The organism is Microbacterium meiriae (genome assembly GCF_040685015.1).
GTDB classification, from domain to species: Bacteria; Actinomycetota; Actinomycetes; order Actinomycetales; family Microbacteriaceae; genus Microbacterium; species Microbacterium meiriae.
The window spans coordinates 282,518-301,446 of sequence record NZ_JBFBHD010000002.1 but is presented as its reverse complement, the minus strand read 5'-3'; the positions used below and the strand labels follow the sequence as shown (position 1 = coordinate 301,446).

Annotated in this window: 17 protein-coding genes; 7 read left to right on the top strand and 10 right to left on the bottom strand. The window is 68.7% G+C overall.

All coding sequences use genetic code 11. The features are described from left to right. Positions 1–2 precede the first annotated feature (2 nt). From AB0N68_RS09930 to AB0N68_RS09905, 6 genes are all read right to left on the bottom strand, one after another. Positions 3–350 carry an HIT domain-containing protein gene (locus AB0N68_RS09930; RefSeq protein ID WP_101845350.1) on the bottom strand — a complete coding sequence of 116 codons (348 nt, stop codon included), beginning with the start codon at positions 348–350 and terminating at the stop codon, positions 3–5. 37 nt (positions 351–387) lie between these two features. Continuing rightward, complete coding sequence (locus tag AB0N68_RS09925) at positions 388–1,116, bottom strand: 16S rRNA (uracil(1498)-N(3))-methyltransferase (protein WP_280564286.1); 729 nt, start codon at positions 1,114–1,116, stop codon at positions 388–390. Positions 1,117–1,118: 2 nt separating this feature from the next. Further along, complete coding sequence (gene dnaJ / locus AB0N68_RS09920; protein WP_280564284.1) at positions 1,119–2,234, bottom strand: molecular chaperone DnaJ; 1,116 nt, start codon at positions 2,232–2,234, stop codon at positions 1,119–1,121. A 36-nt stretch (positions 2,235–2,270) separates the two neighbouring features. Further along, positions 2,271–3,302 (bottom strand): heat-inducible transcriptional repressor HrcA, encoded by a 1,032-nt coding sequence (gene hrcA, locus AB0N68_RS09915; RefSeq protein ID WP_280564282.1) that lies wholly within the window; start codon positions 3,300–3,302, stop codon positions 2,271–2,273. A gap of 109 nt (positions 3,303–3,411) precedes the next feature. Then, positions 3,412–4,629: a radical SAM family heme chaperone HemW gene (hemW, locus tag AB0N68_RS09910; RefSeq protein WP_187661668.1), complete on the bottom strand. Its 1,218-nt coding sequence runs from the start codon at positions 4,627–4,629 to the stop codon at positions 3,412–3,414. After that, entirely contained in the window at positions 4,629–5,282 is a 654-nt protein-coding gene (locus AB0N68_RS09905; RefSeq protein ID WP_187661669.1) for a DUF1990 domain-containing protein, read from the bottom strand. Before AB0N68_RS09905 ends, hemW begins: the two co-directional genes overlap by 1 nt. Positions 5,283–5,539: 257 nt before the next feature. Between AB0N68_RS09905 and AB0N68_RS09900 the strand changes: the two genes are divergently transcribed. Beyond that, entirely contained in the window at positions 5,540–5,920 is a 381-nt protein-coding gene (locus tag AB0N68_RS09900; RefSeq protein WP_280564281.1) for a GIY-YIG nuclease family protein, read from the top strand. Between the two features lie 43 nt (positions 5,921–5,963). Here AB0N68_RS09900 and lepA read toward each other — a convergent pair whose 3' ends face one another. Next, positions 5,964–7,832 carry a translation elongation factor 4 gene (gene lepA / locus AB0N68_RS09895; protein ID WP_259952209.1) on the bottom strand — a complete coding sequence of 623 codons (1,869 nt, stop codon included), beginning with the start codon at positions 7,830–7,832 and terminating at the stop codon, positions 5,964–5,966. Between the two features lie 242 nt (positions 7,833–8,074). Between lepA and AB0N68_RS09890 the strand changes: the two genes are divergently transcribed. From AB0N68_RS09890 to AB0N68_RS09870, 5 genes are all read left to right on the top strand, one after another. Further along, a complete protein-coding gene (locus AB0N68_RS09890) occupies positions 8,075–9,058 on the top strand; it encodes an ABC transporter permease (protein WP_101845332.1) in 984 nt (327 codons plus the stop codon). Between the two features lies 1 nt (position 9,059). Continuing rightward, a complete protein-coding gene (locus tag AB0N68_RS09885; protein WP_062766635.1) occupies positions 9,060–9,998 on the top strand; it encodes an ABC transporter permease in 939 nt (312 codons plus the stop codon). After that, positions 9,995–11,923 carry an ABC transporter ATP-binding protein gene (locus tag AB0N68_RS09880; protein ID WP_187661672.1) on the top strand — a complete coding sequence of 643 codons (1,929 nt, stop codon included), beginning with the start codon at positions 9,995–9,997 and terminating at the stop codon, positions 11,921–11,923. The genes AB0N68_RS09885 and AB0N68_RS09880 overlap by 4 nt, the downstream gene beginning before the upstream one ends. Positions 11,924–12,054: 131 nt before the next feature. Continuing rightward, the gene (locus AB0N68_RS09875; protein WP_187661673.1) at positions 12,055–13,767 is read left to right on the top strand and encodes an ABC transporter family substrate-binding protein; all 1,713 of its coding nucleotides are present in this window, start codon (positions 12,055–12,057) and stop codon (positions 13,765–13,767) included. Positions 13,768–13,841: 74 nt separating this feature from the next. After that, positions 13,842–14,573, top strand: coding sequence for an alpha/beta fold hydrolase (locus tag AB0N68_RS09870; RefSeq protein WP_259952206.1), 732 nt, complete (start codon positions 13,842–13,844; stop codon positions 14,571–14,573). On the opposite strand, the gene AB0N68_RS09865 is transcribed toward AB0N68_RS09870, so the two are convergent. Next, positions 14,565–15,803, bottom strand: coding sequence for an MFS transporter (locus tag AB0N68_RS09865; protein WP_259952204.1), 1,239 nt, complete (start codon positions 15,801–15,803; stop codon positions 14,565–14,567). The genes AB0N68_RS09870 and AB0N68_RS09865 overlap by 9 nt on opposite strands. After that, entirely contained in the window at positions 15,800–17,173 is a 1,374-nt protein-coding gene (locus tag AB0N68_RS09860; RefSeq protein WP_280564273.1) for a glycoside hydrolase family 1 protein, read from the bottom strand. The genes AB0N68_RS09865 and AB0N68_RS09860 overlap by 4 nt, the downstream gene beginning before the upstream one ends. A 220-nt stretch (positions 17,174–17,393) precedes the next feature. Here AB0N68_RS09860 and rpsT point away from each other — a divergent pair, with 220 nt between their 5' ends. Beyond that, positions 17,394–17,654 carry a 30S ribosomal protein S20 gene (gene rpsT, locus AB0N68_RS09855; protein ID WP_187661676.1) on the top strand — a complete coding sequence of 87 codons (261 nt, stop codon included), beginning with the start codon at positions 17,394–17,396 and terminating at the stop codon, positions 17,652–17,654. Positions 17,655–17,716: 62 nt separating this feature from the next. Here rpsT and holA read toward each other — a convergent pair whose 3' ends face one another. Beyond that, positions 17,717–18,754: a DNA polymerase III subunit delta gene (gene holA, locus AB0N68_RS09850; protein ID WP_025103705.1), complete on the bottom strand. Its 1,038-nt coding sequence runs from the start codon at positions 18,752–18,754 to the stop codon at positions 17,717–17,719. Between the last annotated feature and the right edge of the window lie 175 nt (positions 18,755–18,929).

Sequence of the window (18,929 nt, the reverse complement as noted above, 5' to 3'; positions counted from 1 at the left end):
CGTCAGAAGCCAACGAGCTTGTTCTCCTCGAGGTTGCCGAGCACATGGGCGTGCACGTGGAAGACGGACTGCGCGACACTCGCGCCGTTGTTGAAGATGAGGCGGTACTCGCCGTTGGCGTGCTCCTCGGCGATGCGCTTGGCGGCGGCGACCATCTCCGCCAGCAGCTCGGGATCCCCGGCTGCGAGTGCGGTCACGTCGCGGTACTCCTCGGTCTTCGGGATGACGAGTACATGGAGCGGCGCCTGTGGATCGATGTCGCGGATCGCGAAGACGCGACCGGTGTCGAGCAGGATCTCCCCCGGGATGTCCCCGGTGAGGATGCGCGTGAAGATCGAGGGTTCGCTCATGCTCTCAGCTTACTGGGGGGACGCGGGCCGCGGCCGGTCACCAGCGGCCGAGGGCCACCGAGAGCACGGCGATGGCGGCAGGTCCCGCAGTGGAGGTGCGCAACACGGTGTCGCCGAGCAGGACGCGCTCAGCGCCGGCCGCCGCGAGCTTCTCGAGCTCCTCCGGAGCCATCCCGCCCTCCGGACCCACCACGAGCACGAGGTCACGGTCGTCGGGAACGAGCGTGGAGAGCCGGGCGGGAGCGGTCGGGTCGAGCAGCAGCACCCGCTGCGTCGCCGCGCGCGCCGCAAGCTGTGCGGTCGACTCGGGGGCGGCCACCTCGGGCACCCAGGTCCGGTGCGCCTGCTTGGCCGCCTCGCGGACGATCGTCGCCCAGCGCTCGCGTCCCTTCACCGCCTTCGGCCCCTCCCAGCGCGACACACTCCGGCTCGCCTGCCACGGCACGATCTCGTCGACGCCCAGTTCACATGCCGCCTGCACCGCGAGCTCGTCGCGGTCGCCCTTCGCGAGCGCCTGCACGAGCACGAGACGCGGAGTCGCCGGCTCGTGCTCGACGCGCTCGGCGATCCGGACATCGACGCGCGACGGTGACACCTCCTCGGCGACGCCGGTCAGCCAGACGCCTCGACCGTCGCCGACGGTGACCGTCTCGCCGACGCGCAGCCGCCGGACGACGGCCGCATGCTTGGCCTCGGCGCCCGTCAGTGACACGAGACCGCCCACCGCGGCGTCACCCGCGGACTCGACGAGGAAGTGCAGCGCCACGATCAGTGGGTACGGAACCGGTCGCGCAGCTTGGAGAACAGGCCCTGCTGGAACTGCGCGAGCTGCGGGCCCGGCGCCTTGTTCTTCTTCGCGAAGTCCTCGATGAGCTTGCGCTGCGCGGAGTCGAGCTTGGTGGGGGTGACCACCTGCACACCGACGCGGAGATCGCCACGCTGGGTGCCGCGCAGCGGCGTGATGCCCCGTCCCTTGATGGTCAGCACGTCGCCGGACTGCACGCCCGCGCGGATCTCCAGGTCGACCTCACCGTCGAGCCCCTCGATCGAGGTCTCGGTGCCCAGGATGGCGTCGGTCATGGACACCTCGAGCGTGGCGAGCAGGTCGTCGCCGTCCCGACTGAACGCGGGGTGCGGGTTGACCGTCACCTCGACGTACAGGTCGCCGTTCGGGCCACCGGCGCGACCGACCTCGCCGGAACCCGGGAGCTGCAGCCGCAGGCCGGTCTCGACGCCCGCCGGGATGTCGAGGGACACCGTGCGGCGCGACCGGACGCGTCCCTGACCGCCGCAGGTGCCACAGGGGTACGGGATGGTCGTGCCGTAGCCCTCGCAGGTGCCGCAGGGCTGAGAGGTGACGACGTTGCCGAGCAGGCTGCGCACCTGACGCTGCACGTGGCCGGTGCCACCGCAGATGTCGCAGGTGACGGGCGACGTGCCCTCCTGGCAGCACGAGCCCTGACAGGTCTCGCAGAGCACAGCCGTGTCCACCTCGATGTCGCGGTGCGCACCGAAGACCACGTCCCCCAGGTCGAGGGTGACCCGGACGAGGGCATCCTGCCCGCGCTCCCGTCGTGACCGCGGACGAGCGCCGCGGCCGCCGCCCTGGGACGCGCCGAAGAACGTCTCGAAGATGTCGCCGAAGCCGCCGAAGCCGCCGCCGAAGTTGTTCGCGCCGTCACCGCCGCCCATGTCGTAGCGGCGGCGCGACTCCTCGTCGCTGAGCACGTCGTAGGCGTGCGTGACCAGCTTGAACTTCTCTGCGGCCTCCTCGCCCGGGTTCACGTCCGGGTGGAGCTGCCGTGCCAGGCGCCGATACGCCTTCTTGATCTCGTCGGTGGAAGCGTCCCGGGACACCCCGAGAACCTCGTAGTGGTCCGCCACAATCGCCTTTCTGCGCGTGTTTTCCGTGGGGCCGCCTCAGCGGCCGGCCTCGTCGTCGTCGAGCATCCGCGACAGGTAGCGGGCGACCGCCCGTGCCGCTGCGAGGTTGCTCGGATAGTCCATCCGGGTCGGTCCCATGACACCGACCCGCGCGGTCCCCGAGGGTGCCGCGTAGTTGCTGGCCACGATCGACGCCTCGCCGAGCCCGAAGGAGGCGTTCTCGGTGCCGATGCTCGCCGCGAGGCCGTGCTCGTCCGGCACCATCTCGCTCATCAGCCGCAGCAGCGTGACCTGCTCCTCGATGGCCTCGAGGAGGGGATGGATGCTGCCGCGGAAGTCCTGTTCCCGTCGCGCCAGGGTCGCCGCGCCCGCCATCACGAGCCGCTCCTGCCGGAAGCCGCCGAGCTCGTCGATCACGACTCCGGCGACGGCGCGGAGAACGCGGTCCTGGGGGGTCTCCTCCGTGGCGAGGAGTGCCTGCAGGCGGTCGGAAGCCGCCGCGATCGCCTGCCCGGTGATGAGGGCGGACAGTCGAGCGCGCAGCACCGCGAGGTCCGCTTCGTCGATCGTGTCCGGCAGCGCGGTGATCCGCTGTGATACCCCGCCGGCGTCCGTGACCAGGACCGTGAGGAGCCGGTTGGGAGCGAGCGTCACGAGTTCGACGTGCGTCACGTGGGCCCGCGCGAACGACGGGTACTGGGCCAGCGCGACCTGTCCGGTGAGTTGCGTGAGCACGCGGACAGTACGGACCATCAGATCATCGAGGTCGGCCGGATCGGCGAGGAACGACTCGATGGCCGAGCGCTGCGCGGTGGAGAGCGGTCGGAGCTGGGCGAGGTGATTCACGAACACCCGGTAGCCCTTGTCCGTGGGGACGCGCCCGGACGACGTGTGCGGAGCCGTGATCAGCTCTTCGTCCTCCAGCTGCGCCATGTCGTTGCGGATCGTCGCGGCCGAGACACCGAAGGAATGGCGGTCGACGATGGAACGGCTGCCCACGGGCTCGTGCGTCTCGACGTAGTCCTGCACGATCGCGCGGAGAACCTGCAGCCCTCGCTCTGTGACCATGGGTTCCCCTTCCCGCCGACCGGGTGCTGGCACTCTGCCGCCCTGAGTGCCAATCCTACCTCCTGCGATCGGGAGTTCTCCGAAGGCGGGACGGCCCGGGCGGCGTCGCTCAGTCCGTCAGCTCACGCACCACCGCGTCGGCGAGGAGGCGACCGCGCAGCGTGAGCTGCACGCGACCGCGGATCGCCGCCGGCGCATCGATCAGGCCGTCGGCGATGAGCCCGGCGACGCGGTCCCTGTTCCGCTCCGGGACGTCCGTCACCGCGATCCCTTCGCGGATGCGGCTGAGGAGGAGGATGCGCTCGAGCGTCTGCGCCTCCTGGTCGGGACGTTCGCGACCTGCCGCCGGCGAGGACGAGGCGGCCAGCCGCTGTGCGTAGGCCGCCGGGTGCTTGACGTTCCACCACCGGAGCCCGGCCACGTGGCTGTGCGCCCCGGGGCCGAAGCCCCACCAGTCGCTCCCCCGCCAGTATGCGAGGTTGTGCCGCGACCGCTGCCCTTCGCTGCGGGCCCAGTTGCTGACCTCGTACCACTCGAACCCGGCGGCGGCGAGGCGCTCGTCCGCCATCTCGTACATGTCCGCCTGCAGGTCGTCGTCCGGTGTCGGCACCTCGCCACGACGGATCTGCCGCGCGAGCTTCGTGCCGTCTTCGATGATGAGCGCGTACGCGGAGATGTGGTCGGACTCCAGGGCGAGCGCGGCGTCCAGGGATGCTTCCCAATCCGCGAGCGATTCCCCCGGCGCGCCGTAGATGAGGTCGACGCTGACGGCGAGGCCCGCGTCCTTCGCGGCGGCGACCGCGGTGCGCACGTTCTCGGGCCGATGCGTCCGATCGAGCGCGGCGAGCACGTGCGGGACGGCCGACTGCATGCCGACGGAGAGTCTCGTGACCCCCGCCTCTGCGAGGATGCGCGCGACCTCCGGCGTCACCGTGTCGGGATTGGCCTCGACCGTCACCTCGGCACCCGGAGCGAGCCCGAACGCCGCGGTGGCCGCTCCCAGCATCCGCGCCAGATCGCCTGCCGGCAGCAGCGTGGGTGTGCCGCCACCGAAGAACACCGTGTCCATCGGCCGCAGCGCTCCGGCGTCCTCCAGCACGGTGCGGGCGAGGGCGATCTCGCCGATGAGGGTGGACGCGTAGTCCTCCTGCTTCGCCCCGCGGAGCTCGCTGGACGTGTACGTGTTGAAGTCGCAGTAGCCGCAGCGCACCCGGCAGAACGGGATGTGGAGGTAGGCGGAGAACGGCGTCTCCGCGGAGATCGGGAGGTCGGCAGGGAGTCGCCCGTCCGGCGGCGCGGGATCCCCGAGCGGAAGCGGTCCCGCCATCACACCGGGGTCGCGTAGAGCGGGGAGATCGCGCGGAGGTAGCGCGCGAAGAGCTCGCGACGGCGGCGCTTCATGAGGGCGGGGACGAGGCGATAGAGCAGCGTGTTCGGGGCGTCGAAGGCGCGGACGGTGAACCACACCTCGTCGTTGTCCTCACGCCAGTCCACATCGAACGACTCCTCGCCGCGGACCACGGATCCGCCCACCGTGCCCAGCACGAAGCCGATCCGGCGGGTCTCCTCGGTGACGGAGATCACGCGCAGCTCCGAATCGGCGCGCATGCCACCGACACGGCCGCGCAGGTGGAGCGTCATTCCCGCGCCCACGAAGGGCATCCCCTCCGCGTCGTACCGCGGCTCCACGTCGCGCTTGCTCGGCGCGATCGGGTTCCCTTCGGCGTCGAAGCTCACGCCCGCGTACGCCGGACCCGGAGCAGGACGGACGTCTTCCACGGAGAGCCCGGCGGCGCGCTGCGCCGTCCACGAGAGCAGGGCTTCGCCGGCCGTCTGGAAACGCTCCTCACCGCTGCCGATGCGCCAGGATTCCTCCGCCGGGATGCTGCGCTCCGGCGGGTACTGCATCAGATCCGGGGCGTGGGTCGCACCCACGGCCGCATAGTCCACCGTGTCGTCTCGGAAAGTCCCGCGCCGCATGAGTTCCAGCCTACTTCGGGTTCCCTGAGCGAACACCCCCCGCGCCGCACGCCGTCACATCCCCCGGATGATGCTGGGTCCCTGAGCCTGTCGAAGGGCTGGATCCCTGAGCGTGTCGAAGGGCTGGGTCCCTGAGCGTGTCGAAGGGCGCACAACACTCAGTCCAAGGCTCCTCCACACCGCTGGGTCCCTGAGCTTGTCGAAGGGATCTCCGCACGCCCCGGCCAAGCCGCACGCACCTCCGCCATGATGGCCCGATGCCATGGACCTACATCCTCGAATGCGCAGACGGCAGTTTCTACACGGGCAGCACGAACGGTGACCTCGAAGCCCGCGTCTGGGAGCACAACCACGACGACGCCTTCTCCGCCAACTTCACTCGCAACCGGAGACCCGCGGCGCTGGTGTACGCGGAGCACTTCGACACCGTCGACGCCGCCTTCTTCCGGGAGAAGCAGATCCAGGGGTGGAGCCGTCGGAAGAAGATGGCGCTGATCGAGGGCCGGTGGGAGGACCTTCCGTCGTTGTCGACCTCGTACAGTGCGCTTCGACAAGCTCAGCGACCCACCGAGGCTCAGCGACCCACCGAGACTCAGCGACCCACCGAGGCTCAGCGACCCAGCGCGGGCAGCCCCTGAGGATGGCGCGCTTCGACAGGCTCAGCGACCCATCGGGCGTGGGCTACTTCTTGTCCTTGGTCTCGACGTCGCCGGAGAGAGCGGCGATGAACGCCTCCTGGGGGACCTCGACGCGGCCCACCATCTTCATGCGCTTCTTGCCCTCCTTCTGCTTCTCGAGGAGCTTGCGCTTACGGGTGATGTCACCGCCGTAGCACTTCGCGAGCACGTCCTTGCGGATCGCGCGGATCGTCTCGCGAGCGATGATGCGGGCACCGATCGCGGCCTGGATCGGCACCTCGAACTGCTGGCGAGGGATGAGCTTGCGCAGCCGCTCCGCCATCATCGTGCCGTAGGCGTACGCCTTGTCACGGTGCACGATCGAGCTGAACGCGTCGACCTTCTCGCCCTGGAGCAGGATGTCGACCTTGACGAGGTCGGCCTCCTGCTGCCCCGAGGGCTCGTAATCCAGGGAGGCGTAGCCCTGCGTCTTGGACTTGAGCTGGTCGAAGAAGTCGAACACGATCTCGCCGAGCGGCATGTTGTAGCGCAGCTCGACGCGCTCCTCGGAGAAGTACTCCATGCCGAGCAACGTGCCACGACGCGACTGGCACAGCTCCATGACGGTGCCGACGTAGTCCTTGGGCAACAGGATGGCTGCCTTGACCATGGGCTCCGACACCGAGCCGATGCGCCCATCGGGGTACTCGCTCGGGTTCGTGACGGTGACGGTCTCGCCGGTGTCGCTCGTGAGCACCTCGTAGATCACGCTCGGCGCGGTGGTGATGAGGTCGAGGCCGAACTCCCGCGCGAGGCGCTCGGTCACGATCTCCAGGTGCAGCAGGCCGAGGAAGCCGCAGCGGAATCCGAACCCGAGAGCCACAGAGGTCTCCGGCTCGTACTGCAGCGAGGCATCGGAGAGCTTCAGCTTGTCGAGCGCCTCGCGCAGTTCCGCGTAGTCGCTGCCGTCGATCGGGTAGATACCCGAGAAGACCATCGGCTTGGGGTCCGTGTAGCCGGGAAGAGCTTCCGCCGCGGGCTTGCGGGCGTTCGTGATCGTGTCGCCGACCTTCGACTGACGCACGTCCTTCACGCCGGTGATGAGGTAGCCCACCTCGCCGACGCCGAGACCCTTGGTGGGAGTGGGCTCCGGGCTCGACACGCCGACCTCGAGGGCCTCGTGGTTCGCGCCCGTGGACATCATCTGGATCCGCTCGCGGGGCGAGAGGCTGCCGTCGACCATCCGCACGTAGGTGACGACGCCGCGGTAGGCGTCGTACACGGAATCGAAGATCATGGCGCGCGCCGGTGCGTCCGCGTCCCCGACCGGAGCCGGGATCTCCTCAACGATCCGGTCGAGCAGATCCTCGACCCCCATGCCGGTCTTCCCGGAGACCCGCAGCACATCCTCGGGCTTGCCGCCGATGAGCGACGCGAGCTCCTTCGCGTACTTCTCGGGATCGGCGGCCGGGAGGTCGATCTTGTTGAGGACGGGGATGATGTGGAGGTCGTTCTCCAGCGCGAGGTAGAGGTTGGCCAGCGTCTGGGCCTCGATGCCCTGCGCGGCGTCGACGAGGAGGATGGCGCCCTCGCACGCGGCCAGCGACCGGGACACCTCATACGTGAAGTCCACGTGACCCGGTGTGTCGATCATGTTGAGCGCGAAGACCTCGTCGGCCCCCTGCGCCTGGGCGAGCGCCCAGGGCATCCGCACCGCCTGGCTCTTGATCGTGATGCCGCGCTCACGCTCGATGTCCATGCGGTCGAGGTACTGGGCACGCATGTCCCGCTCCGCGACCACGCCGGTGATCTGGAGCATGCGGTCGGCCAGGGTCGACTTGCCGTGGTCGATGTGGGCGATGATGCAGAAATTGCGGATCTGCGCAGCCGGCGTCGCGGCAGGCTGAAGAGGGGTGAGAGCGCGTGGGGACATGTCCCGTCGATTGTACGGTGAGGGCTCTCATAATCCCCATTCGGGCGTATCGGTGATAGTCTCCCGAAGTTGCCCGGGATCAATCCGTGACACCGGATCCCGTAAGCGATACGACTCCGTCACAGACTCCGTGAGGGCTGTCGCGTCGCGCGGAACGGCGGATGACACCCGATCATCCGCCCGGCTCAGCGTTGCGTCGGCAGACCCCGAGCGCGTCTGGAGAAGAGAAAGACAAATCCCCCTTGATCAAGTACCTCGCGCGCCGTGCCCTCGGCTGGCTGCTCATGATCGTGGTCGCGACGAACCTCACCTACTTCCTCGCGTGGGGCTTCCTCGATCCGCGCAGCAACTATGTGGGTCGTCGCCCTCCGCTCACCGAAGAGCAGATCGTGAACACCCTCGCTCCCCGCAACCTGAGCGACACCGTCCCGCTCATCGAGCGGTGGTGGACCTGGTTCACCGGCATCCTCCTCCGCTGGGACTGGGGCGTGAGCCCGACCGGCGGTTCCGTCAACGAGCAGGTCGCCTACCGCATGTGGGTCAGCGCAGAGCTCGTCCTCGGGGCGACGATCCTCACGACGGTCCTCGGCATCGCGCTCGGCGTCTACACCGCGTCTCGGCAGTACAAGCTCGCCGACCGCATCGGCCAGGCCACGAGCATCATCACGCTCAACATCCCGATCGTCGTCGCGGCCTTCGCGATCGTCCTCCTCGCGATCGGCCTGAACAACGCCACCGGTACCCGCATCTTCTACGTGACCGGCAACGCGAGCCAAGGCGTCGAGGGTTTCTTCCCCACGCTCATAGACGTGTTGCAACACCTGACGCTGCCGACGATCGCGCTGGTGCTCACCGGCTACGCCAGCATCCACTTCCTGCAGCGATCGCTCCTCCTGGACAACATCAACGCCGACTACGTCCGGACGGCCCGCGCGAAGGGCCTGACCAAGCAGCAGGCCATCCGGAAGCACGCACTTCGGACGTCTCTCATCCCCGTCGCCACGCAGGTCGCCTTCACGATCCCCGCGATCTTCACCGGAGCGGTGCTGACCGAGACGATCTTCGCGTGGAACGGCATGGGCCGGTACTTCATCGAGACCATCACCAAGAACGACATCCACGGAACCGTCGCGATCGCCGCCTTCGGTGCGGTCCTCACGGCGATCGGCGCCATCCTCGCCGACATCGCCGTCGTCGTCCTCGACCCGCGCGTGAGAGTGAGCTGACATGAGCACCGACATGCTCGACCCGACCATCCACCCGGAGCCGGAGACCGCCGGCCCCGAGACCACCCGCGTCGCCACCAAGCGGCTGTCGAAGTGGACGCTGTACTGGCGACGCTTCTCCCGGAACCGCGGAGCCCTCATCGGCCTCGTGATCTTCGTCGTCCTCGTGCTGTTCGCCATCCTCGGGCCCTTCATCGCCCGGTACGACCACATCGAACTCGACTTCCTGAACCTCAGCACTCCCCCGTCCGCGGAACACTGGTTCGGCACGAACAACGCCGGAAACGACCTCTTCGCCCAGGTCGCCGTCGGCCTGCAGCGGTCGCTCATGATCGCCATCACCGTCTCCGTCGGCGTCACGATCGTGTCCGCGCTCGTCGGCACGGCCGCGGCCTACTTCGGCGGCTGGACGGAGCGCATCTCGCTCCTGGTCATCCACTTCATGATGGTGATCCCGAGCTTCCTCATCCTCGCGATGATCTCGAACAAGGCTGGCGGCGACTGGCGCGTCATCGCCCTCATCATGATCTTCGTGATCGGGTGGTACTTCCCCGCCCGCGTCATCTGGACGATGGCCCTGTCGCTCCGCGAGCGCGAGTACGTCAGTGCCTCCCGGTACATGGGCGTCGGCGGCATGCGCATCGTGCTCCGCCACCTCCTGCCCAACATCGGCTCTCTCCTCGTCATCAACTTCACCCTCGGCGTCGTCAACGCCGTGGTGACGGAGACGGGCCTGTCCTTCCTGGGCTTCGGCGTCAAGATCCCCGACGTGTCGCTCGGTGCCCTCATCGGCGCCGGCTCGAGCTCGTTGACCACGGCGCCCTGGCTGTTCTACTTCCCGGCGGCGGCGCTGACCCTGCTCACCGTGTCGATGGCGCTCATCGCCGACGGCCTGCGCGACGCCCTCGATCCCACCTCGGCTGCTGGAGGCCGCGCATGACCAACGTCCTCTCCGTCCGCGACCTCAAGGTCAGCTTCGCGTCCGAGGCCGGCCGCGTCGACGCCGTCCGCGGCGTCTCCTTCGACCTCGAAGCCGGCAAGACCCTCGGCATCGTCGGCGAATCCGGCTCCGGCAAGTCCGTGACCTCGCTCGCGATCATGGGTCTCCTCGACGAGAACGCCAAGGTCACCGGCTCGATCATGTATGACGGGAAGGAACTCGTCGGCATGAGCGACAAGCAGCTGTCGGTCATCCGCGGCAACGGCATGTCGATGGTCTTCCAGGACCCGCTGACCTCGCTCACGCCGGTCTACACGGTCGGCGATCAGCTCATCGAGGCCCTCACGGTCCACCGCGGCCTGTCCAAGAAGGACGCCTGGGACCGCTCCGTCGAGCTGCTCAAGCTCGTCGGCATCACCGAGCCCGAGCGGCGGATGAAGTCCTTCCCGCACGAGTTCTCCGGAGGCATGCGGCAGCGTGTCGTCATCGCCATCGCGATGGCCAACGATCCGAAGCTCATCATCTGCGACGAGCCCACCACGGCCCTCGACGTCACCATCCAGGCGCAGATCCTCGACCTCATCGAGAAGGCGCAGGACGAGACCGGCGCGGCGGTGATCATGATCACGCACGACATGGGCGTGGTCGCCCGCACCGCCGACGACGTGCTCGTGATGTACGCCGGCAAGCCCGTGGAGCACGCGCCCGTGCGCGAGCTGTTCCACAAGACCCGCATGCCGTACTCGATCGGTCTGCTCGGCGCCATCCCGCGCGTGGACAAGGCCGAGAAGGAGCCGCTGACCCCCATCAAGGGGAACCCGCCGCTGCTCATCAACCTCCCGGACGCCTGCCCGTTCGCCGACCGCTGCCCGATCGTCATGGACGCCTGCCGCGCCAAGGAGCCCGAGCTGCTCCCCGTGCCGACGGGCTCTGGCGACCTGCATCAGGCGGCCTGCATCCGCGCGCACGAGATCGAGGACGGCGGCCTCCTCGGTGGCCTGCCCGTCTACCCCGTCCGCCCCGTCCCGGAGAGCGACCTCACACGGACGCCGCGTGAGGAGCGGCCGATCACGCTCGAGGTGAAGAACCTCCGCAAGACGTTCCCGTTGGTCAAGGGCGCGTTCTTGAAGCGCAAGGTCGGCGAGGTCCAGGCGATCAAGGGCATCAGCTTCGACGTGCGCGAGGGCGAGACGATGGCCATCGTCGGCGAGTCGGGCTCGGGCAAGACGACGACGCTGCTGCAGATCATGGACATGGTCAAGCAGACCGAGGGCGACATCGTCATCGCCGGCACCAGTGTCAACGACATCCACAGCCGCAAGGTCGAGCGCGCCCTGCGCCGCGACATCCAGATCGTCTTCCAGGACCCGATGGGAGCCCTCGACCCGCGCATGACGGTGGCCGACATCATCTCGGAGCCGCTCTTCGCGATCGGCACTCCCAAGGAGGAGGCGCACCGGCGGGTGGACGAGCTCATGGACCTCGTCGGGCTCAACCCCGCGCACAGCGACCGCTTCCCGCAGGCGTTCTCGGGCGGTCAGCGGCAGCGCATCGGCATCGCCCGGGCCCTGTCGACGAACCCCAAGATCGTCGTGCTCGACGAGCCGGTGTCCGCGCTCGACGTCTCGATCCAAGCCGGCGTCATCAACCTGCTCGACGAACTCAAGACCAAGCTCGGGCTCTCGTACCTCTTCGTCGCGCACGACCTCTCGGTGGTGCGTCACATCGCCGACCGCGTGGCCGTGATGTACCTCGGCGAGTTCGTGGAGCACGGCGACGTCGACCAGGTCTTCGACGACCCGCAGCACCCGTACACGAAGGCGCTGCTGTCGGCGATCCCCGTGCCGGATCCCGACATCGAGCGCACCCGTGAGCGGGTGGTCTTCGACGCCGAGACGATGTCGACGAAGCCCGCGACGGTCTGACCCGAAACCATGCGCCCGTTCCTGGTCACCGTCCGATAACGGTTAGGCGGCATTCACCGCAGTGCGGTGTACCGGGATAAAGCTCGAACTAGTCTTCCCTTTATGAAACGCCGAAAGGCGAAAGGAGCACCATGAAGAACAAGAAGTTGCTGGGGGCGGTCGCGATCGGCGGCGCCCTCGCACTCGCCCTCGCGGGCTGCGCGAGCGGTTCCGGGAACACCGGTGGCGGGGACAACGGCGAGAAGGTCGAGACCAAGACCGCCGACTACAACCCGCAGGACCGCAGCAACCTCCAGGAAGGTGGCGAGGTCAACTTCCCCATCAACGAGATCCCGGAGCAGCTGAACGGCTTCAACAGCGATGCCAGTGCTGACACCGCTCGCCTGTGGTCGTGGTACATGCCGCAGATCCTCCTGGTCTCGCCGGAGGGCGAGGTCACGAAGAACGACGCCTACCTCGATGCGTACGAGATCGGCGAGGAGGATGGCAACACGACCATCACCTTCACGTTCAAGGACGAGGCGCACTTCAACGACGGCACCGACATGGACTGGACGTCCATCGACGCCACGTGGAAGGCCAACCGCTCCTACGACGAGGGCTTCAACCCGAACGCGACCGACGGCTACAAGCAGATCAAGACCGTCGAGCAGGGTGACACCGCGAAGACCGCCGTCGTGACGTTCGACGGCATCTACGCCTGGCCGTCCATGGCGTTCCTCACGGGTGGCGTCCTGCACCCGGACATCGCCGACCCGGCCGTGTTCAACGAGGCCTTCATCGGCAACATGCACCCCGAGTGGGGCGCCGGCCCGTACACCGTCGACACGTTCGACGCGAACGGCGGCTTCGTCTCGTTCAAGCCGAACCCCGAGTGGTGGGGCAACGCGCCGCTGCTCGACACGGTCACCTTCACGGCCATGGAGCCCGACGCCTCGATCAACGCCTTCAAGAACGGCGAGATCGACATGGTGGGCGCCAACACCAACGACCGCCTGAAGCAGGTCCAGGAAGTGGACGACACCGTCGTCCGCCGTGCGCAGCAGACCGCCAAGACGGTCCTGCTCGTCGACGCCGACAAGCCGCAGTTCGAGGACATCGACGTGCGCAAGGCGTTCTTCCTCGGCGTGAACGTCGACCAGCAGAAGCAGATCGCGTGGAACGGCCTCGGCTACGAGGAGCCGGTCGCCGGTTCGCTCAACCTGTACTCGTTCCAGGACGGCTACAAGGACTCGTTCGCCGAAGCCGGTCTGAAGCACGACGTCGAGGGCGCCAAGAAGCTCCTCGACGACGCCGGCTGGACCGAGGGCGAGGACGGCATCCGCGAGAAGGATGGCGAGAAGCTCTCCGTCACGTTCCCGATCTTCGGTGAGGACCCGACCATCGAGGCCCTCGCGAAGTCGCTGCAGGCGCAGCAGAAGGAGATCGGCATCGACCTCAAGATCGATGTCCGCGCCTCCGCCGACTTCTCCAGCGACTTCACCACGAAGAACTGGGACGTCGTCTCGCTCCGCTTCACCGACTCCGACCCGTTCGGCCCGGCCTGGTTCTGCCAGCTCTACTGCTCGGACAGCGGTCTGAACCTGTCGGCGACCGGCACGGAGGAGATCGACAAGCAGATCGCCGACGAGGTCGAGAGCCAGAAGGACGCGGAGTCCTGGACCACCGCGGCGATGGACCTCGAGCCGAAGATCATCGAGCAGACGTGGGGCCTCATCCCGCTGTACAGCGGCCCCTCGATCTACGTGGTCAAGAACGGCCTGGCGAACCTCACGCCGGAGCCCTACGTCGGTCTCGACCTGTTCGGTGTCACGCCGGTCGAGAACGTCGGCTGGGAGAAGTAACACTCTCTGACACATCTCGTGTCGAAGCGGGGTCGGTGGTCCATCCACCGGCCCCGCTTCCTTATGCTGAAGGCGTGACCGTCCAGACCGTCCTCGTGCACGGCATCCGCACGTCCGCCACGATGTGGCGGTCGCAGGTCGAGTACCTGGAGGCGCACGGGCTCCCCGTCACCGCCGTCGACCTCCCCGGCCACGGCAGCCGGATGGACGAGGACTTCACCCTTCACGAGGCGCTGCACACGATCGACGCGGCCGTCCGCGCCGCCGCGGAGAAGGGCCCCGTCCTGCTGGTCGGCCACTCGATGGGCGGGCTGCTCTCCCTCGCGTACACGGGCGGGGCCGAGCCTCCCCCTGTCGACGGACTCGTCGCCGCCGCGTGCACGTCGCTCCCCCGCGGCCCCGGGCTGCGTGCCTATCGGCTGTTCGCCCGGGCCGTCGACTCCCTGCCGGACCGCGGCATGTGGCTGACGCAGCGGATGCTCGCCGCGACGATCCCCGAGGACAACCGCGGCGACTTCTCCGCCGGAGGATATGCGCTGGACATCCAGGACCAGACGCTCCGCAGCCTCGCCGCCCTGGACGTCGCCGCCGCGGTCCCCCGGATCCGGGTACCCCTGTGGTTCGTGAACGGCCAGTACGATCAGCTCCGGCTGAACGAGCCCCTGTTCCGGCGCCTGGCCCCGCAGGCGGAGCTCATCGTCGTGCCGCGGACCACGCACCTGCTCACCGCCATGCGTCCGCGGGTGTTCAACGCCGTCCTCGCCCTCGCGATCGCGACGATCGAGGAGCGCGCGGCGTCACGCTGAGGACACCCGCGGCCGCGCGGCAGCGGTGAGCGCTCCCCCGACGAGCGACAGGATGGCCGCCGCCAGGAAGACGAGCCAGAACCCGCCGGCCAGGGCGACGAGTCCTGCGCCGAGCACGGGCCCGATGAGCTGTCCGAGGGCGGCGGTCACGTTCACGATTCCGAGATCGCGCGCGTGATCCTGCTCATCCGGGAGCAGATCGGCGGCGAACGCGAGGCCCACCGTCGAGAAGGCGCCGTAGCCGACGCCCATGAACGCGGCGGCCACCATCGTCATCTCGAAGGTCGGTGCGGCCACGATCACCATACCCGACGCCGCCTGCACGACCGTGGCCCCCACGGCGAGCCGGCGCCGCTCCCCGGTGCGGTCGGAGACGATTCCGGTGATCACGGAGGCGAGCACCACGAAGACCGTGTATACGACGATCAGCAGGAGGAGGTTGTCCTGTGCGGTCGTGCTCTCCTGTCCGAGGCCGTGGAGGAGGAAGAAGAGGAACAGCGCCGTGCCGAGGGCGTTGCCGATGTTGGTGACGAGTCGTCCGGAGAGCATCCAGGCGAAGTCGCGGTCGCGGAGCGACGCCAGGCGGGGCCGCCCGATGCGCTGAGGACGCAGCGCCTCCGTGCTCGGCGGGTCCGGCAGCAGCAGCGCCGCCGCGACCCCGACCACCGCGATGATGCCGGCGAGGAGCAGATACCCGGCGACGATGTCGAGGCCCAGCAGCACGACGAGCCCGACCCCCAGCACGATCCCGACCGCCTGGCTCGACCCGACCGCGGCGGACGCGGCACCGCGCTGCGTCGTCGGGAGCTGGTCGGCGATGAGCGCGGTGAACGCGGCGGAGGAGACGGCGACGCCGATCGAGACGCCGACCCAGCCGGCGCCGACTGCCCATGGGCCCTCGGCGAACCCGGTGAGGACGAGACAGACGGCCGTGAGCGCGACCCCTCCCAGAGCCCATGGCCGCCGCCGGTGCGCGCCGGCGCGGGCTCGATCCGAGAGCGCCCCGGCGAGCGGCCCGGCGACGACGCCGGCGAGACCACCCACTCCGAGCACGATCCCGGAGGAGACGACGCCGCGGATCCAGTCGTCCTCCGGAGTGTCGAGCTGCAGCGGGAGAAGGAGCTGGACCGGGGTGAGCTGGACGGTCCAGATGGCGAGCCAGGCGAGCGTGAACAGCGACATCCAGCGAAGACCGGCGCGGCGGGCGACGAGGCCCGGGGTACCGGTCATGCCCGTGCCGCCGCGGCGTCCCTGGCCTCACGAGCGCCGGCGACGAGGTCGCGGTACCACCCGTAGGAAGCCTTCGGAGTGCGCTCCCCCGACGAGAAGTCCACGTGCACGAGACCGAACCGCTGAGTGTAGCCGTCCGTCCATTCCCAGTTGTCGAGCAGGGACCAGACCGTGTACTCCTCGACCGGGACGCCGGCATCGAGGGCCTCGCCCACCGCGTCGATGTGCGTGGAGAGGTAGGCGATCCGGTCGGCATCCTCGACGGCACCGGCGACGTCGGGTTCGGGGAAGGACGCTCCGTTCTCCCCGATGATGATCGGTGGCATGTCCGGGTGTCGTCGGTGCAGATCGATGAGGAGGTCGCGCAGGGCGGACGGCATGATCGGCCACTCCGGTCCGAACCCGGTGACGGGGACTCCGGGCGTGGGCACGATCTCGAACGGGATGTCGGCATCCGGAGCACCGGCGGTGACGGTCGTCGGGTTGTAGAAGTTCACCCCGTAGAAGTCGATCGATCCCGCGATGCGGGCGAGGTCGTCGCCGAGGATGGGCAGCGGCGGGAGTCCGAGTGCCTCCAGGTGCGGTGACGTCCCGGACAGCAGAGGCTCGCTGAACAACCGGTTGTGCAGGAGGTCGTACACCGCGGCAGCGGTGCGATCCTCCTCGGTGTCCCGCAGCGGCAGGACCCAGGTGTGGTTGTTGACGAGACCGACGCTCGCCGCACCTCGGGCATGCAGCGCCTCTGCGGCTCGGGAATGGGCGAGCAGCTGGTGGTGCACGGTCGGAAGCGCACCGAAGAGGAGCTGTCTCCCCGGCGCGAGTGCCCCGACCGCGTAGCCCTGCAGTGTCGTCATGGCGGGCTCGTTCAGCGTGTACCAGGAGGACACCCGGTCACCGAGACGGGCGGCGACGAGGGCGGCGTACTCGCCAAAGCGCTCGGCGGTGTCGCGGGCGAGCCAGCCACCGTCGGCCTCGACCGCGCTCGGCAGCTCCCAGTGATAGAGGGTCGGGAACGGGGTGACACCGGCCGCGAGCAGACCATCGACGACGCGGGCGTAGTGGTCCAGCGCTGCGATGTTCCCGGGTCCGTGACCGTCCGACTGCACGCGCGCCCACGGGATCGAGAACCGGTAGCGATCGAGCCCGAGTCCGGCTGCCAGGGCGACGTCATCCTCCACACGGCGATAGCTGTCGCACGCTGGTTCCGCGGTCGAGCCGTCCCGGATTCGTCCCGGCTTCGCGATCTCGTCGTCCCAGATCGACCGTCCCGCACCGTCAGCACGACGGGAACCCTCGATCTGGACGGATGAGGTGGCGGCGGACCAGCGTAGCCGCGCACGCGCGGTCGGGTCGGTGCTGAGGGGGGTCATCGGGCTCCTGACGTCGTCGTCGTTGTGGATGATTCTGCACCCGGTCCCGCCTTCCGCGCGACGGCGTCTCGCCTGGGCGATGTCGTTTCGCACGATCCCACCCGGTACTGGTAGACTCGACTCTTGGCTTGCGTGTGGGTTCTTCCCTCACGACCGCCGTGCAGCAGCCCTCTTCTGCTGCCGGCACTCCGAATAACTCCTGTACAGAAAGCGTCCACACGTGGCAAACATCAAGTCGCAGATCAAGCGCAACAAGACCAACGAGAAGGCTCACGAGCGCAACAAGGCCGTGAAGAGCGAGCTGAAGACTCTCGTCCGCCAGACCCGCGCGGCCGTCGCCGCCGGCGACAAGGCCGCCGCCGAGAAGAACCTGAAGAAGGCCTCGGTCAAGCTCGACAAGGCCGTCAGCAAGGGTGTCCTGCACAAGAACCAGGCGTCGAACCGCAAGTCGGCGATCGCCAAGCAGGTCTCCGCTCTCTGAGCTTCTGACTTCCGGAAAGCCCGTCTCCTCGTGAGGCGGGCTTTCTGCTTTCGCGCAGGGGCTTATCCCCCGAACGGCTCGCGGGTGGCGATGACCGTCACCATCCGCTCGAGCGCGAAGATGGGGTCACGCGCCGCACCCTTGACCTCGGCGTCGGCACGCGCGGTGGCCTGGATCGCCATCCCGAGGGAGCGCTCGTTCCAGCCCGCCAGGTCGCGACGCGCGCGGTCGACCTGCCAGTCCTTCATCCCGAGGCGCTGGGCGAGCTGCCTGCTGGGTTCACGGTTGCCGGCGACGCGTGCCATCGTGCGCAGCTTCATCGCGAACGCGGCGACCATCGGCACGGGGTCGGCACCGGAGGACAGCGCATGGCGGAGCGCCACGAGAGCCTCGCCGTAGCGACCGGCGATGGCGGTGTCGGCGACGACGAACGCCGACACCTCGACCCGGCCGCCGTAGTACTTGGTGACGACCTCTTCCGTGATGTCGCCCTCGACGTCGCCGATCAGCTGCTGGCAGGCGGCCGCGAGCTCGGTGAGGTCGTCGGCGAAGGCCGAGACGAGCGCCCGGAGCGCAGGTGGAGCGATGCGCTTCTTCGCCGCCTTGAACTCCCCCGCCGCGAAGTCGACCCGGTCGCCGTCGCGCTTGATGGCGGGGCAGGCGATCTCAATCCCGCCACCGGTCCCCGCACGCAGGGCGTCGAGGAGCTTCTTCCCACGGACACTGGCGCCCGTGTGCCGGAGCACGACCGTCGCACCCTCCTGCGGGTTCTCCAGGTACCCGATGGCCTCCTGAAGGAAGGCGTCGGAGCACTTCTCCACGCCGGATACGCGGACCAGTCGCGGCTCACCGAACAGGGACGGTGAGGTGAGGGAGAGCAGTGTGCCGGGAGCATAGTCGTCGGCACGGACGTCACTGACCTCGAGTGCCGGGTCCTCGGCACGGAGGTAGTCGCGCACCCCGGCGATCGCGCGCTCGGCGCAGACCTCCTCCGGGCCCGAGACGAGCACCAGCGGCGCGGGATGCGGCTCCCGCCAGGACACCTGCGGGATCTTCGTGGCCTTCGCGCCGCCACGGGAGGGAGGACGGGAAGCTGCCATGGGACCAGCCTACCGGCGGTGTCGGACACCCGACTCAGGGCGGCGCGACGTCGGTCCAGACGCGAGAACTTGCGCCTTCCTATTATCAAGCCGTCCGCAACGCAGTTGCGGAGCCGATGGGCGAGCGATCGTCGAGCGTCGATACCCCGAATCGTGTTTCACCGAGGTTGGGCCG